Here is a 14,033-nt window from a genome sequence, read left to right as displayed (position 1 = left end):
GCTTGGTGCCTGATCTACCAGCAATGGTCTTATTGCGGGTATGTCGGCCTTGCCTGAATGGGCGAGCTTGTGCTCCATGACGCCTTTACCTTCACGGGTCTTCCCAATGCTCAAAGACTTTTCTGTTTCCGCTCTGATGATGGGCCTGCTCACAGCATTTGTAGGTTTCATCAGTTCCTTCGCCGTGATCATGCAGGGGCTTCAGGCGATGGGCGCAGCGGCGCCGGAGATCGCCTCCGCACTGCTGGCTGCCTCGGTCGCCATGGGCCTGCTCGCCATCTGCTTCTCCGCCTGGTATCGAATGCCGATCAGCATGGCATGGACCACGCCCGGAGCAGCATTGCTTTCAGGCATCGGCATGGTCCAGGGTGGTTTTCCCGCAGCGGTCGGCGCGTTCGTCATCTGCGGCGCGCTGATTGTTTTGTCAGGCCTGGTTCGGCCGCTTGGTCGTGCAATCCGTATGATACCAGCGCCGCTGGCCAATGCCATGCTTGCCGGCATCCTGCTCGGCCTGTGCCTGGCACCGGTCAAGGCAGTCGCCTATGACGCCGCGCTCGGCCTTCCAATCGTGCTGACATGGGCCATCGTCGTGTCGCGCTGGCGGCTATGGGCGGTGCCGGCCTCGCTCGGCGCACTGATCCTGGTCCTGATCTTCGGCGTTCATCTGGCCCCCGATGCCTTGGCTCAACTGGCGACCGCCATTCATCCGGATATTACCTTCGTAGCACCCGTCTTCACCTGGCATGGCTTTGTTTCCGTAGCCGTGCCGCTCTTCATCGTCACCATGGCCTCGCAGAACATTCCCGGCATCGCCATTCTCAAGGTGCATGGATACGAGCCTCCTCCGGGGCTTCTGTTTGCCGGCACCGGATTGTTCTCAATTCTCGGGGCCTTCGCCGGCAGCGTTCCGATCAACATGGCGGCGATCACGGCTGCCATGTGTGCCAGCGAAGACGCTCATCCCGATCCACGCAGGCGGTACTGGGCGGCCATCATTGCGGGCTTCGGCTATATCGGCATGGGCTTGCTCGCAGGCGGGATCATCGCCTTCGTGTCGCTGGCGCCGCCGATCCTCCTGCAGGCAGTGGCGGGTCTTGGCCTGATCGGCGCCTTTTCCAACTCTGCTTTTGCAGCATTTCGCGAACCGGAAACCCGGGAGGCGGCAGCCATTACTTTCTTGGTCACTGCGTCCGGGCTGCCGTTCGCAGGCATATCGGGCGCGTTTTGGGGGCTGGTAGCCGGCGGCGTGATGATGGCGTTGCAGCGGGTGTTGCGCAAGCGTATGATGCCATGACTTGTGTTCGCGTGGCGCGGGGCCGGCATGGAGTTCGAGTTCAATGCCGAGAAAAGCGCCTCCAACAAAAACAAGCACGGCATCGATTTCTTAGAAGCGCAGGCGCTGTGGCGCGATGGAGCCTATCTGGACCTTGATGCCAGGTCCGACAACGAACATCGTTTTGCGCGGATCGGCCGTATAGGCGGGATGTTGTGGGTTGCCATCTATACGCTGCGCGGCCGATCGATACGGATTATCTCGGTGCGGCGTGCACATGACACGGAAAGGCGACGTTATGAAGACCATTTCCGCCCAGGAATTCGATGAGAGATTTGATAGGGGCGAGGATATCAGCGAGTATCTCGACTGGGAAAACGCCCGAAGTGGCGGTGAGCAATTCGGTGCCGCGGAACTCGATCTGCCGCTTCGGCTTCTTGGCACCTTAGACCGGGAAGCCGGAAAGCTCGGCGTCACTCGCCAGCAACTGGTGCAGCGGTGGCTCGAGGAGCGGCTAAAGGAGCGGGGTGCTGCCGGACAGGACGCCGCGCAGTAGCGGCTGGGAACTAATCAAGCCGGTCACGGTGGTTGGAGTGGGCTTGCACATCCTCTGCTCCGCGGTTATAGATTCTGGATGATCATGACAGGCGCAATCATGTCTGACCGTTCGTTGACCAGCCGCACCGCGGCCGGAACGACGGTATTTGCGCTTTCCTCGCTTCTTAGCCTCGACCTTACGCGCGGTTGCCGGGTCCGTTGAGGAGCGCCCGGCGGCCGACAAGCCCGCCCGGCATAAGAGCTCCTCTCAAGAACTTTCAAGACCAGAGCAGATAGACCTTCAAGGTCCGCATCGACGAAGGCTCGACCCGAAAGGGCGGCTGGTCGGGGCGTCAGAACGAGATGAGACGAGACCGATGGACGCCAAAGCCAATTCTTCCAGATCGGGCATGCCCGACGCAACCGTGAAATACCGGCCTTACCCAACGATCAACATCCCCGACCGCACCTGGCCCTCCAAGGTCGTTGACAAGGCGCCGATCTGGTGTTCGGTCGACCTGCGGGACGGAAACCAGTCGCTGGTCAATCCAATGGGCCACGACCGCAAGGCCCGCATGTTCAAGCTGCTGCTCGACATGGGCTTCAAGGAAATCGAGATCGGTTTCCCGTCGGCCTCGCAGACCGATTTCGATTTTGCCCGCTGGTGCGTGGAAGAGGGCGGCGTGCCGCAGGACGTGTCGCTGCAGGTGCTGGTGCAGTGCCGCCCGGAACTGATCACCCGCACGTTCGAGGCGCTCGAAGGCGCGCATAAGCCAATCATCCATTTCTACAATTCGACATCTGAACTGCAGCGCCGCGTCGTGTTCGCCAAGGACGTCGCCGGCATCAAGCAGATTGCAGTCGATGCCGCCAAGATGATCACCGACATGGCCGCGAGGGCAAGCGGCGATTTCCGGTTCGAATATTCGCCGGAAAGCTTTACCGGCACCGAACTGGAAGTGGCTCTGGAGATCTGCAACGCGGTGATTGCGGAAATGAAGCCGACGACGGAAAACAAGCTGATCCTCAACCTGCCCTCGACGGTCGAGATGGCGACGCCGAACATCTATGCCGACCAGATCGAGTGGATGTGCCGCAATATCGACAACCGCGAGAATGTCATTATTTCTCTGCATCCCCATAATGACCGGGGCACGGGCATTGCCGCGACCGAGCTCGGCCTGATGGCGGGCGCTGACCGTGTCGAAGGCACGCTGTTCGGCAATGGCGAGCGCACCGGCAATGTCGATGTCGTGACGCTGGCACTCAACATGTATACACAGGGCGTCGATCCGCAACTGGACTGCTCGAACATCGAGCGGATCAAGCAGGTCTACGAATATTCCAATGAAATGGTCATTCCCGAGCGACACCCCTATGTCGGCGAACTGGTCTATACCGCTTTTTCCGGCTCCCATCAGGACGCGATCAACAAGGGCATGAAAGCCATCAAGGTTGCCAATCATCCCGTTTGGGAAGTGCCTTACCTGCCGATCGACCCGCGTGACGTCGGCCGTTCCTACGAGGCGATCATCCGCATCAACTCGCAGTCGGGCAAGGGCGGCATCGCCTACATCCTGGCTGAAGATTACGGGCTGAACCTGCCGCGCAACCTGCAGGTGGAATATCGCGAGGAAATCCAGCGCATCACCGATGAAGAGGGCGTCGAGCTTCCATCGAGGCGGATCTACGACCACTTCATAAACCGCTATGTGGAGCAGCCCGAGGGCCGGCTGAAATTCGTCGATCACAACACCTATCCGGCCGGCGTCGAGCAGAAGGGCGTGCGGGTGGTTTCGGCGGAGATAACCGACCGGGGAGAAGTGAAGCGGATCGAGGGCAAGGGGACCGGCCCGATCGACGGTTTCATCAACGCGCTGTCGACCTATCTTGGCGTGGAGCTGTCAGTCGCCGACTATTCCGAGCACTCGCTGCAGCATGGCTCCAATGCTTCGGCCATCGCCTATGTGGAAATGGAGCATCCGGGCGGAAAGCTGTTTGGCGCGGGCATTAATACCAATATCGTGGCAGCCTCGCTCGAGGCCATCGTTTCGGCGGCCAACCGGGTGCTGGCGGCGCGGGGCTGAGGTCAAGGCTCAGCCTGGCCAAGGATAGGGCCGTCTGTCGAAGACGGGCGGCCCTTGCGAGGTTGGGAGCCAACGGTGTGGTGCTGGCCGCTTTACGAGATTGCGGTGATCTCCAGTTCCTGCTCACCCATGCTGACCACGTCTCCAACGGCCTTGCCGAACAAAAGACGGGCGACCGGCGAAACATGCGATATCGTTCCGCTTTTCGGATCTGCCTCGTCTTCTCCCACGATGCGGTAGGTCTGTACTCGTCCGTCGTCACGGCTGAAGGTGACGGTGCTGCCGAAACCGACAGTTACCGTAGTGGCTGGAGCTGGCATAACCTGGGCCGAGTGGAGCCTGGCTGCAAAATAGCGCAGATCGCGCAGCGGCCCGGCCGCCTGGCGCCGGCGCTCGTTAACATCCTCTATGCCACTGGTTGCATCATAGGCCTGGCGGGCTTTTTGCAGTTCCGCCTCGATCGCTTTCAGCCCGGCCTCGGTGACGAGGTTGGGATGCGGCGAGATCGGGCGGTCGGGCAGCAGGGTTTCTGCAGCCGTTTCCGCACTCTCTTCCTTAACGAAGGCGACGCTCATTCTGAACTCCGTTCATAAGTCAATGCGCCGCGGGCCATACCGAATGCGGCCACGCGGCTCATCGAGCCCTTAGCTTGGGGCCACCTCAGCTTCTCTTGGCTGATCAGACTAGATCAAGCCGGCCGCCTTGGCGGCGATATCATCGAGATCGGCAGCCGAGGACGGGCCGACTAGAACAAAGGTGGCCAGCGGCGTGCTCCAGGAAACCAGCCCGGTATCGTTGCGGATATCTTCGATCGGGCGACCGGTATCCGGACGGGTCTTCGAAAAGGTAAGGGCAATCACCTCGTTCTCCCCGTCGCTGCGCTTATAAAACAGCACACCGAGCGGCAAGCCGTCGGCCGCGACCAGGCGGGCGCCCGCAAAGGTCAAGCCGCTGTCGCTGAGATTAGGAATTCGGAAGCTGACGCCGGTATTGGTCGTCAGCCATTGGAGGATGTCAGCCGGGCGATCGGCGCCGATCTCGCTGAGCCGGCTCTCCTGTCGCTCATAAAGACGGTAATGAGCAACGACATCATCCAGCCAGTCGCGGGCGTCGGAGGCAGGTGCGCTCGTCCGTGCGAAATCCGGCATGGGCGGATGGGCGGCCAGCATATATCCAATGCCGCCGCCGACCCCGAAAAACAGGAGGCAGGCGAGAAGCGCCTGCGCACCGGAGGGACGGAAGGCAAGTGGAGCACGCGGCGCCTGCGGCAGCCGCACGGCGCGGCGCGGCAAGGGAGCGTTCTTGATCGTGCGCACCAGATCGAGTGGCACCGGTTCCTTCAGCATGTCGTCGAGAACCCGCCGGCCGAACTCACCGCCGCGCTTGAGCGAATCGTGCAGGACGCGTGCCTGAGAATCGTTGACGAGCAGAGCCTCGAGCTCGTGCTTGTCCTGGTCGCTGGCTTCACCGTCGAGATAACTGGAAAGGCGCAGTTCGAGCGCGGAGGGCTGGGCGTTTGGCAATGTCATGCTCTCCGTTCGGCCACGTCCATGCCAAGAGCTGCAAGCTTAAGCCGTGCAGCGCAAAGACGGGAAGCGAGCACATCCTTCGAGAGACCGAGGACAGCGGCAGCTTCCTTGTAGGTAAAGCCCTCAACCTCAACCAGAAGAAAACTGCTGGCTAAGCCTTCGGGAAGAGAGAGAAGCAGATAATTGGCTCTTGCCGGGTCGCCTGCGGGTGCGTTGAGATCAGCCGACTGGCTTGCTGCGTCGGATTTGCGGCGCTTCTTGGCGTCATCGGCCCAGGCGCTGCGCATCATGCTGAACAGCCAGCTTTCGATGCGGCCTTCGCCTTTCCAGTGGTGGCTCTTGTGGATCGCCCGGCCGCAGACCAACCGCACAAGATCATCCGCCTCCGGCGCGCTGCCCGTCAGCGTCAGCGCAAAGCGGCGCAGTCGCGGCAGGAGCGCGACCAGATCGCGACGGATATCAGTTGTTGGGGTCGATTGGCTCATGTGCTGAACAAGTTTACTCGGAATCTGCGTTACAATTGCGGCAACAAGCTTCAGCTATGAATTGGATGTGGTCATTTCGCAACAGGCGCCAGATATATTCTACAGAATTCTTGCCGCTTCAGGCACGGAAACCTCGGCGGGCATCGTGCCGTACAGGAGCTTGCTGTCCTCCAGCGCCACTCCGTCGCCTTTTTCGGTGAGGCTGTATCTTTCCCGCAGGAGGTTCCAGTTGCCCCTCTCGCCCGTCAGTGTGAACAGGTTATAGGCAGACCGAGGCTTGTGGCCGCCAGGCCCTTGAGACGCCGAAGCTATGCCAACCACCGGCACCTGCTTCTCGCGGCCCTTGAGCCAATAAAGCGTGTTGAGATGGGTGTGTCCGTGCAAAACGAGTTCTGCACCGCCGGTGGAAATAGCGGCTCCGAAGCGACGGATGCCGATCATCCGCTTGTGGGAGGAGGCGGCGCCGCGGATAGGCGGATGATGGATCAGCACGACGCGAAACAGGCCCTCCTCACCGGCCTGCTTGAGAAGGTTGACCGTTTCACGCGCTTGGCGGGAGCCGTAATAGCCTGATGCCGAAAAGGGCAGGGTGGCATTCGATGTCGAGCATCCGATGATGGCGATCGGGCCGCGCCGCCGCATAGTGGGAAAGATATGATCGTCTTCCGGCCATTGCGCCGGATCGTCGTCGCTTTTGATGAAAGGGTACCATTCGTTGACGGATTTATCGTGGGCACCGGGGACATAGGCATCGTGATTACCGGGCACGACGGTTGTATCGTGCGGATCGCCAATGGTGCGCAACCATTCGCCTGCAAGCCGTGTCTCGATCTTGGTCGCAAGATTGACCAGATCGCCGGTAATCACCAGCTGATCCGGTTCGCGCAGCTTCAGATCGCTCAAGAGCAGGTCAAGCGTGTTGACGAAAAGGTGCTTGCTGCGATTGCGATGCCAGTTCACAAAGCCGGTAATGCGCTTTGAAAAGAGCTCGCGAAGCGACAGCTTCGGAAGCGGGCCCAGGTGGATGTCGGAAATATGCGCGAATTTGAACATGGTTTTGGCATAACGCACGAACCGCCAAAACGTTATCGATTTTCTGGCCTTTGCCGGAGATATGCATGACCGGCCCAGGAATAGCCGAAATCGGCAATGCACGCACGCGCGTCACCGTGTGGCTGCTGCACCGGTTCTTCATGCTGACGCGCGGTATGACGCTTGGCGTACGGGCCGCCTGCTTCGACGACAAAGGCCGCATATTCCTGGTGCGGCATACCTATGTCCCCGGCTGGTACATGCCCGGCGGCGGGGTGGAGCGGCACGAGACGGCCTTGCAGGCGCTTGCCAAGGAATTGCGGGAAGAGGGCAATCTCAAAATCCGCGGGGCGCCGGAGCTTCTGCATGTTTATCTCAACCGCAATGCCAGCCCGAGGGACCATGTGCTGTTCTACAAGGTCAGCGTCGAACAGACGGCGCCGCGGCTGCCGGATCGGGAGATTGCCGAAAGCGGGTTCTTTGCGCTGGATGCTCTTCCCGATGGCGTGACTTCGGCCACGTTGCGCAGGCTGGAGGAGCTCGCGGATGAGGTGCCACGAGGCGAATATTGGTAACCACCAAGCGACGGCTTGGCTCCTAAGCCGCCGGAATGCGCATAGGTCTCCGCATAGTGCAGTCCGTGAAACGCGGGCGGAGCTTCGTCAAACCCAACAGTCTTGGTGGCGTTTCTATACTGGCAGATCAGGCTGACAGCCTGTTTGTGATGTGGCGAGTTTGCCCGGCCCGCGTCTTCATGCCCCTGTAACCATTCTCCATGGAGGCATTTTAAGACTCTCTGTTTTACCACCTGCATAGATACGAAAGCAGGTTCGCATGATCAAGCAGATGCAGTCACAATGGTTTCTTCGGTTTGCTCTCCCGGCAACCCTCTCCTTTACGATCTGCGGCCTCCTCTACCTTACCCTCAACTGGGCGGCGCTGCGGATCGACGAAGTGGCGGAAACTCGGCAAAAAGGTCTGGTTACACTCACCGTGTCCAAGCTGCGCACCGCGATAGCCCACGATCAGGAAAGTGCAACTGTCTGGGATGACGCTGTGCGCAACGCTATAGCGAGAAATCTAGAATGGCTCGATACCAATGTAGGTGCCTGGATGCATACCTATTTTGGTCACGATATAGCCCTGGTACTTAGCGCAGATCGCAACCTCATTTACCGTTTTTCCACCGAGGATGGACCAAGGCCAGATGATCTTGCCCGAGCCTATCTACCGCTTGCCGAGAGACTTCAAGAACGTCTGGCAAGCGGCGACACCGAAGGAACTAACGAACGCGTATTATCGATTGGAGAGGCCGATCTCGTTTATGTTGGTCTGCGACCTGCCATCGTCAGCGTCAAGCCGATCGTGTCCGACAGTGGCGAGATCCAACAGGAGCCCGGGCAGGAGAACCTGCATGTCGCCGTTCGCTTCCTCGACGGTAACCTGCCAAACGAGATCGGCACGGAGTACGAGTTTTCGGACTTGCAGTTCAGTTTAGCGCCGACCAAGGACCTGAGCCGCTCGTTTGTGCCCCTCATCTCCCACTCCGGGGTCGTGCTCGGCTATTTCCACTGGATTCCATTCAGGCCCGGTTCAAGCGTGCTTCAAGCAACGGCACCTGCACTCGTGCTGGCATTCGTCGCCATTGCCGCTGCGGCAAGCCTGTTTGGAGGCATGATCTGGCGGCGCGGCACGCGGCTCGCCTCCAGCAGGGCCGAGCTTCTACACCAGGCGTCGCACGATTCTTTGACAGGGCTCGCCAACCGCGCTCATTTCAACAAGGAGCTCTCCAAACGCCTGGAAGGCGCTTCGGAAGATAAGCTCAGCGTTCTTTTTGTCGACCTCGACCGGTTCAAGGCCGTCAACGACACGTTCGGCCACCCTGCAGGTGATAAGCTCATCACCATGGTTGCCACTCGGCTGAGGTCTCTGCTTGCCAAGGCGCTGATCGCTCGTATCGGTGGAGACGAGTTCACGATCCTTCTCGAAGGAGACGATGCCCAACGAGCAGACCAAATCGCCTCACAGATCATCAAATGTCTCAACCAGCCCTTCGACCTTGAGGGCGGTGCGCACGCTTCGATCGGTGCAAGCGTCGGTGTTGCGACCTCTTCCGGGAAGACGGATTATCTGGAGCTTACCCGCCAGGCGGATATCGCCCTTTATCACTCGAAAGCTGCAGGTCGAAATACTTACGCGATCTTCGGCAGCCATATGGACGAACTGCTGCAGAAGCGGAGACGTCTGGAAGACGATCTTCGTGAGGCGGTCGCATCCGGCATTCAGATCCAGACTTTCTACCAGCCGGTCTTCTCTCTTGATGACGGGAAGGTTGCGTCATTTGAAGCGCTTGCCCGATGGATGCATCCAAGGCAGGGCTTTATCAGCCCAGAGATATTCATTCCTCTTGCGGAAGAAATGGGCCTTATTCACGAGGTCGGGACGCTAGTCCTTCGGGACGTTTGCAAGCTTCTTTTTGAGCTGCCTGCCATCCGTGTGGCGATCAACGTTTCCGTTCTCGAACTCAGCTCGCCAGGCTATGCGCTCCGCGTCATCGGCACGCTTGCCGCTTCCCACATCGATCCTAACCGCCTTGAGATCGAGCTGACGGAGAGCCTGCCCGTCGATAAGGACGGCCACTTCATCAACAACGTTGCTTCCTTACGGGCGGCAGGTGTCAGCTTCGCGATCGACGACTTTGGGACAGGTTACGCCTCCTTCTCGCGCGTGCAGACGATCGACGCTGATCGCATCAAAATCGACAAGTCTTTTGTCGACGACATGGACAAGGCCGACAACAAGGCGATTGTCATGGCTATTATCAGCATGGCACGTGCGAAGGGACTGAAGATCACTGCGGAAGGCGTCGAAACCGAGGCGCAGCGGGCTGCACTCCAGAAGCTTGGCTGCGACGACCTGCAGGGCTTCCTGCTCTCACGTCCCTTGTCTGAGGCGGCGGTCCACTTGCTCGTCAAGGGTCCGGAACGGCGGGCGGTGGCAGTATAGGCATCAGGCCAGATCCGTACCACCGGCCCATGTCTTATCGCCTCAAGCCGCCCGTTTCATTTTCTCCCGCGCGTGCGGCGCATCGAGATCGACCACTGGGCCAACCGGGACGATGCCCGTCGGATTGATCGTCTTGTGGCTCTGGTAATAGTGGTTCTTGATATGCAGCATGTTGCAGGTGTCGGCTATGCCGGGCTGCTGGTAAAGATCGCGCAGATAGGCCGACAGATTGGGGTAATCTGCAATCCGACGGATATTGCATTTGAAATGGCCGACATAGACCGGGTCGAACCGCAGAAGCGTCGCGAACAGCCGCCAATCGGCTTCCGTTGCAGTATCGCCTAATAGATAGCGGCTAATGCCCAGCCGCTCCTCCAGCATGTCGAGCGTCTCGAACAGCGCCGTGACGGCTTCCTCATAGGCTTCCTGGGTCGTCGCAAAGCCGGCCTTGTAGACGCCATTGTTGACCTTGTCGTAGATGACGGCGTTGAGGGCATCAATTTCATGGCGCAGATCCGGCGGATAAAGGTCGAGCGCCGAGCCGGTGATGCCGTCGAAGGCACTGTTGAGCATGCGGATGATTTCAGCACTTTCGTTGGAAACGATGGTGTTCTGCTGCTTGTCCCAAAGGACCGGCACGGTGACGCGGCCGGAATAGGTCGGGTCCGCCTTCAGGTAGAGCTGGTAAAGGTAGTCGAGGCCGAACAGGTCATCTCCTGTCGCGCCGTCGCGCGTTTTGAACTCCCAGCCATTCTCGACCATCAGATAATCGACAACCGAGACCGATATCGTGTCCTCTAGCTTCTTCAGCTTGCGGAAGATCAGGGTGCGGTGGGCCCAGGGGCAGGCGAGCGAGACATAGAGATGGTAGCGCCCTGCCTCTGCCTTGAAGCCTCCGGCGCCCGAGGGGCCGACCGCGCCATCCGCTGTCACCCAGTTGCGGAACTGCGATTGCGATCGCTTGAATCGGCCCTTGGTTTCCTTCGTGTCATACCAGACATCCTGCCATTTTCCATCGACCAACATGCCCATGACGATCTCCTTCATTTCGTTGCCCCTGTAGATACGGCAGCGGTTGCGGATGGCGAGACGGCATTTGTCGAACACTGTGTTTTTGCATTGGACGAAGCGGAATTTTCCTGATACCTCGATTTTCGCACAATTTGGAACATGACTACATGACTGAAGCACGGGCGCTGCGACGACGCTGATCTACCGGAAACGACGCTGAAACGCGTCTTCAAGATCGCTTGTCCCGTCCGCTCACTTTCCACGGCTCCAGTCACCCATGTCCAAGCACAATCTCCTGCCAAAGCACGACCTTGTCTACCTCACGGAAGACGCTTCCCATGATGGCGTCATCGAACTGATCAACGAGGAAGCTTTCGGCCCTGGCCGGCATACCCGCGCCGCCGCCCGCATCCGCGAGCAGGGACCACATGACCGCGGGCTTTCCTTTATCTGTGCGGATGACGGCGAAACCATCGCCTCCGTCCGAATGACGCCGGTTCTGGCGGGGGAGGTCAATGGCCATCTTCTCGGCCCGCTGGCGGTGCGGCCTTCGCACAAGAGCCGCGGCATCGGCCGCGAACTTGTGCGGATCGCGCTGGAGGCTGCAAGACGGCAGGGTTCGGAAGCGGTGATCCTGGTCGGCGATCCGCCCTATTACTGCCCGCTCGGCTTCGAGAAGGTCGCCCATGGCGCGCTGCAGTTTCCAGGTCCGGTGGACATGAACCGGATTCTCGTCGTGCCTTTCGCTCAAGACGTGCATGCACGTCTCAAAGGAACGATCGGCTGGCGCGGATAGAACCTTTCCGCTAAGCACTCCGAGAGGTTGGCGGCGTCGCCGGCCGGTTCGCGCGGGCGAGGGACGGGTGCATGAAATCGATTACCCTGGATCAGGCGCTGGACCGCGCCGGGGCCGGACGATATCAGCGCAGGCTGATCGGCATTTTCGGATTGGTCTGGACCGCTGACGCCATGCAGGTGCTGGCTGTCGGCTTCACCGCCGCATCGATTGCTGCCACCTTCGGGCTGACGGTGCCGGAAGCGCTGCAGACCGGCACCGTCTTCTTTTTCGGCATGCTTCTTGGTGCCATCGGCTTCGGCAGGCTTGCCGACCGGATCGGCCGCCGTTCGGTGCTGATCACCACGGTCGCCTGCGACGCCCTTTTCGGGACCTTGTCGATCTTCGCGCCCGACTTCACCATCCTCCTGGTGCTGCGCTTTCTGACCGGTGCGGCAGTCGGCGGCACGCTGCCGGTCGACTATGCCATGATGTCGGAATTCCTGCCGGCCAGGAACCGGGGCCGCTGGCTGGTCATGCTCGAAGGTTTCTGGGCGCTCGGCACCCTCATCGTCGCATTGACGGCCTGGGCGGCGAGTGCATACGGCGCCGTCGATGCCTGGCGGATCATCTTTGCGGTCACCGCCATTCCAGCCCTGGCCGGCATTGGCATGCGCGTGCTCATTCCCGAATCGCCGATCTACCTGCTGCGAACCGGCAAGCGAGGGGAGGCACGGGAGGTGGTCGACCGCATCCTCGATCTCAACACCGGCTCTAGGCTTGCCGACGACGAGGAGCTTTTGCCTCCTCCGCCGATGGAGAAACTCGGTATTTTCTCTCCGGCACTTCGCCAGCGCAGCACGGCGATCCTGTCGATCTGGTTTCTGGTTTCCGTTTCCTATTACGGCGTCTTTACCTGGATGCCGGCGCGGCTTGCCGGCGAAGGTTTCGGCTTTGTGCGCGGCTACGGTTTTCTGGTGCTAGTGGCGCTGGCGCAGCTGCCGGGCTATGCGCTGGCCGCCTATGGCGTCGAGAAATGGGGCCGCAGGCCGACGCTGATCGGCTTCTGCCTGCTTTCCGCACTTGGCTGCCTGCTGTTCGTCATCGGCTCCAATCCGCTCTTTATCGGCGGCGCCCTGATGCTGATGAGCTTTGCGCTGCTGGGAACCTGGGGAGCCCTCTACGCCTACACGCCGGAGCTCTTTCCGACCCGCTCGCGCGCCACTGGCATGGGGGCTGCCGGCGGCATGGCGCGGCTCGGCGGGCTGATTGCACCGTCGCTCATGGGCAATGTGATCGCGCATGGTTTCGGGTTGACGATCGGCATCTTCGCCGGTCTGCTGTTCATCGCAGGGCTGATCGGGCTGACCATGAAGACCGAAACCCGAGACATGTCACTCGCTTGAAGCTTCCGTGGTGTCGAAGCGCTTTTCAAGCCAGGTGACCGCGTGGCCGCCGGCCAGACCCTTCAAGCTGCCGATCTCCCGGTAGCCGTGGCGCAGGTAAAGCCGCAGCGCCTGCGGATTCATCGTGTCGATATAGGCGCCGATGCAGCCGCGGGCGCGAGCTTCGGCTTCCGCCAGATCGAGCAGGCGAGCTGCAAGCCCTTGGCCGCGCCGATCCTCGGGTATGAAAAGCATGGCGACATAGAGCCATCCGCGTCCGGTATAGCCGACAAGGCCACCATGGATGCTGCCGCCTTCATCATACAGCGGAATGGTCAATTCGCGCCGATGACTTTCCCCGAAGGCCGCAAGATTATGGGCCTTCAACAGTTCGAGGATTGCTGCTTCCTCGGTCGGTGCGAGACCTTCTGTGACCTTGAGTTCGACAGGCATATGTAGCACCATTTGCTTTCAGAAACGCGCGAAGGGATAAACTAAAGCGGCTTCTTCAGGAAGGTGCGGGTGCGTCCACCGACAAAGCCCGGCAGCTCGCCGAACACTTCGTAGCCCTGTCGCTTGTACGCCGCGAGTGCTACCGGGTTGAAGGTGTCGATCCAGGCGCCGTGACAGCCGCGCCGGCGTGCTTCCCCTTCCGCCCGATCGAGAAGACGGGCTGCCATTGCCTGTCCCCGCAAGACTTCGGGAATGAACAGCAATTGGGTGAAAAGCCATCCCCAGGATGTATAGCCGGACAGGCCGCCAATCGTCCGGCCTTCCTCGTCGCGGATCAGAACCGCGAGTGGCAAGCGCTCCGAAGCACCGACCTCGCCTTCGTTGAAGACGGTCAAGCCGTCGGCAATCACGGCCAGCTCTTCGGGTGAGGGCTCGGATGTCAGGTCGAGATCGGCCATTC

At 60.3% G+C, this 14,033-nt stretch carries 15 protein-coding genes; 8 read left to right on the top strand and 7 right to left on the bottom strand.

All coding sequences use genetic code 11. From position 1 onward, the window contains the following. Window positions 1-106: 106 nt before the first annotated feature. From E2F50_RS02610 to leuA, 4 genes are all read left to right on the top strand, one after another. Complete coding sequence (locus tag E2F50_RS02610; protein ID WP_133314496.1) at window positions 107-1,294, top strand: benzoate/H(+) symporter BenE family transporter; 1,188 nt, start codon at window positions 107-109, stop codon at window positions 1,292-1,294. Window positions 1,295-1,321: 27 nt separating this feature from the next. Next, window positions 1,322-1,603, top strand: a complete 282-nt coding sequence (locus tag E2F50_RS02605) for a BrnT family toxin (RefSeq protein WP_133314495.1) — start codon at window positions 1,322-1,324, stop codon at window positions 1,601-1,603. Beyond that, complete coding sequence (gene brnA, locus E2F50_RS02600; RefSeq protein ID WP_133314494.1) at window positions 1,572-1,829, top strand: type II toxin-antitoxin system BrnA family antitoxin; 258 nt, start codon at window positions 1,572-1,574, stop codon at window positions 1,827-1,829. Before E2F50_RS02605 ends, brnA begins: the two co-directional genes overlap by 32 nt. A 358-nt stretch (window positions 1,830-2,187) precedes the next feature. Next, window positions 2,188-3,897 (top strand): 2-isopropylmalate synthase, encoded by a 1,710-nt coding sequence (gene leuA / locus E2F50_RS02595; RefSeq protein WP_133314493.1) that lies wholly within the window; start codon window positions 2,188-2,190, stop codon window positions 3,895-3,897. A 92-nt stretch (window positions 3,898-3,989) separates the two neighbouring features. On the opposite strand, the gene greA is transcribed toward leuA, so the two are convergent. The 4 genes from greA to E2F50_RS02575 form a co-directional block, all read right to left on the bottom strand. Then, window positions 3,990-4,472 carry a transcription elongation factor GreA gene (greA, locus tag E2F50_RS02590; protein WP_133314492.1) on the bottom strand — a complete coding sequence of 161 codons (483 nt, stop codon included), beginning with the start codon at window positions 4,470-4,472 and terminating at the stop codon, window positions 3,990-3,992. A gap of 108 nt (window positions 4,473-4,580) precedes the next feature. After that, complete coding sequence (locus tag E2F50_RS02585) at window positions 4,581-5,426, bottom strand: anti-sigma factor family protein (RefSeq protein ID WP_133314491.1); 846 nt, start codon at window positions 5,424-5,426, stop codon at window positions 4,581-4,583. Next, complete coding sequence (locus E2F50_RS02580) at window positions 5,423-5,911, bottom strand: RNA polymerase sigma factor (protein ID WP_133314490.1); 489 nt, start codon at window positions 5,909-5,911, stop codon at window positions 5,423-5,425. Before E2F50_RS02580 ends, E2F50_RS02585 begins: the two co-directional genes overlap by 4 nt. 99 nt (window positions 5,912-6,010) lie before the next feature. Next, window positions 6,011-6,964, bottom strand: a complete 954-nt coding sequence (locus E2F50_RS02575) for a metallophosphoesterase family protein (RefSeq protein WP_133315203.1) — start codon at window positions 6,962-6,964, stop codon at window positions 6,011-6,013. Between the two features lie 65 nt (window positions 6,965-7,029). Between E2F50_RS02575 and E2F50_RS02570 the strand changes: the two genes are divergently transcribed. Together E2F50_RS02570 and E2F50_RS02565 are read left to right on the top strand one after the other, a co-directional pair. Further along, window positions 7,030-7,518 carry an NUDIX domain-containing protein gene (locus tag E2F50_RS02570; RefSeq protein ID WP_133314489.1) on the top strand — a complete coding sequence of 163 codons (489 nt, stop codon included), beginning with the start codon at window positions 7,030-7,032 and terminating at the stop codon, window positions 7,516-7,518. Between the two features lie 259 nt (window positions 7,519-7,777). Then, window positions 7,778-9,949, top strand: coding sequence for a putative bifunctional diguanylate cyclase/phosphodiesterase (locus tag E2F50_RS02565; RefSeq protein WP_133314488.1), 2,172 nt, complete (start codon window positions 7,778-7,780; stop codon window positions 9,947-9,949). A 42-nt stretch (window positions 9,950-9,991) separates the two neighbouring features. Here the strand turns inward: E2F50_RS02565 and E2F50_RS02560 are convergent, their stop codons facing one another. Next, window positions 9,992-10,981, bottom strand: coding sequence for a glutathione S-transferase family protein (locus E2F50_RS02560; RefSeq protein ID WP_133315202.1), 990 nt, complete (start codon window positions 10,979-10,981; stop codon window positions 9,992-9,994). Window positions 10,982-11,255: 274 nt separating this feature from the next. On the opposite strand from E2F50_RS02560, the gene E2F50_RS02555 reads away from it, so the two are divergent. Further along, entirely contained in the window at window positions 11,256-11,756 is a 501-nt protein-coding gene (locus E2F50_RS02555; protein WP_133315201.1) for a GNAT family N-acetyltransferase, read from the top strand. Between the two features lie 71 nt (window positions 11,757-11,827). After that, window positions 11,828-13,141 carry an MFS transporter gene (locus E2F50_RS02550; RefSeq protein WP_133314487.1) on the top strand — a complete coding sequence of 438 codons (1,314 nt, stop codon included), beginning with the start codon at window positions 11,828-11,830 and terminating at the stop codon, window positions 13,139-13,141. On the opposite strand, the gene E2F50_RS02545 is transcribed toward E2F50_RS02550, so the two are convergent. Together E2F50_RS02545 and E2F50_RS02540 are read right to left on the bottom strand one after the other, a co-directional pair. After that, the gene (locus tag E2F50_RS02545) at window positions 13,130-13,573 is read right to left on the bottom strand and encodes a GNAT family N-acetyltransferase (RefSeq protein WP_133314486.1); all 444 of its coding nucleotides are present in this window, start codon (window positions 13,571-13,573) and stop codon (window positions 13,130-13,132) included. The genes E2F50_RS02550 and E2F50_RS02545 overlap by 12 nt on opposite strands. A 41-nt stretch (window positions 13,574-13,614) precedes the next feature. Beyond that, window positions 13,615-14,031 (bottom strand): GNAT family N-acetyltransferase, encoded by a 417-nt coding sequence (locus E2F50_RS02540; protein ID WP_133314485.1) that lies wholly within the window; start codon window positions 14,029-14,031, stop codon window positions 13,615-13,617. Window positions 14,032-14,033: the final 2 nt, after the last annotated feature.

Origin of the sequence: Rhizobium deserti (assembly GCF_004358025.1) — a bacterium.
Taxonomy (GTDB): Bacteria; Pseudomonadota; Alphaproteobacteria; order Rhizobiales; family Rhizobiaceae; genus Neorhizobium; species Neorhizobium deserti.
Note: the sequence above shows the minus strand (reverse complement) of the source record. Positions and strands in the feature narration are given on the sequence as shown.

Coding starts and splice junctions, on each gene's coding strand:
- greA (WP_133314492.1), bottom strand. CDS start 4,472: ATGAGCGTCGCCTTCGTTAAGGAAGAGAGTGCGGAAACGGCTGCAGAA.
- leuA (WP_133314493.1), top strand. CDS start 2,188: ATGGACGCCAAAGCCAATTCTTCCAGATCGGGCATGCCCGACGCAACC.
- E2F50_RS02565 (WP_133314488.1), top strand. CDS start 7,778: ATGATCAAGCAGATGCAGTCACAATGGTTTCTTCGGTTTGCTCTCCCG.
- E2F50_RS02605 (WP_133314495.1), top strand. CDS start 1,322: ATGGAGTTCGAGTTCAATGCCGAGAAAAGCGCCTCCAACAAAAACAAG.
- E2F50_RS02545 (WP_133314486.1), bottom strand. CDS start 13,573: ATGCCTGTCGAACTCAAGGTCACAGAAGGTCTCGCACCGACCGAGGAA.
- E2F50_RS02610 (WP_133314496.1), top strand. CDS start 107: ATGCTCAAAGACTTTTCTGTTTCCGCTCTGATGATGGGCCTGCTCACA.
- E2F50_RS02550 (WP_133314487.1), top strand. CDS start 11,828: ATGAAATCGATTACCCTGGATCAGGCGCTGGACCGCGCCGGGGCCGGA.
- brnA (WP_133314494.1), top strand. CDS start 1,572: ATGAAGACCATTTCCGCCCAGGAATTCGATGAGAGATTTGATAGGGGC.
- E2F50_RS02560 (WP_133315202.1), bottom strand. CDS start 10,981: ATGGGCATGTTGGTCGATGGAAAATGGCAGGATGTCTGGTATGACACG.
- E2F50_RS02580 (WP_133314490.1), bottom strand. CDS start 5,911: ATGAGCCAATCGACCCCAACAACTGATATCCGTCGCGATCTGGTCGCG.
- E2F50_RS02540 (WP_133314485.1), bottom strand. CDS start 14,031: ATGGCCGATCTCGACCTGACATCCGAGCCCTCACCCGAAGAGCTGGCC.
- E2F50_RS02585 (WP_133314491.1), bottom strand. CDS start 5,426: ATGACATTGCCAAACGCCCAGCCCTCCGCGCTCGAACTGCGCCTTTCC.
- E2F50_RS02570 (WP_133314489.1), top strand. CDS start 7,030: ATGACCGGCCCAGGAATAGCCGAAATCGGCAATGCACGCACGCGCGTC.
- E2F50_RS02575 (WP_133315203.1), bottom strand. CDS start 6,964: ATGTTCAAATTCGCGCATATTTCCGACATCCACCTGGGCCCGCTTCCG.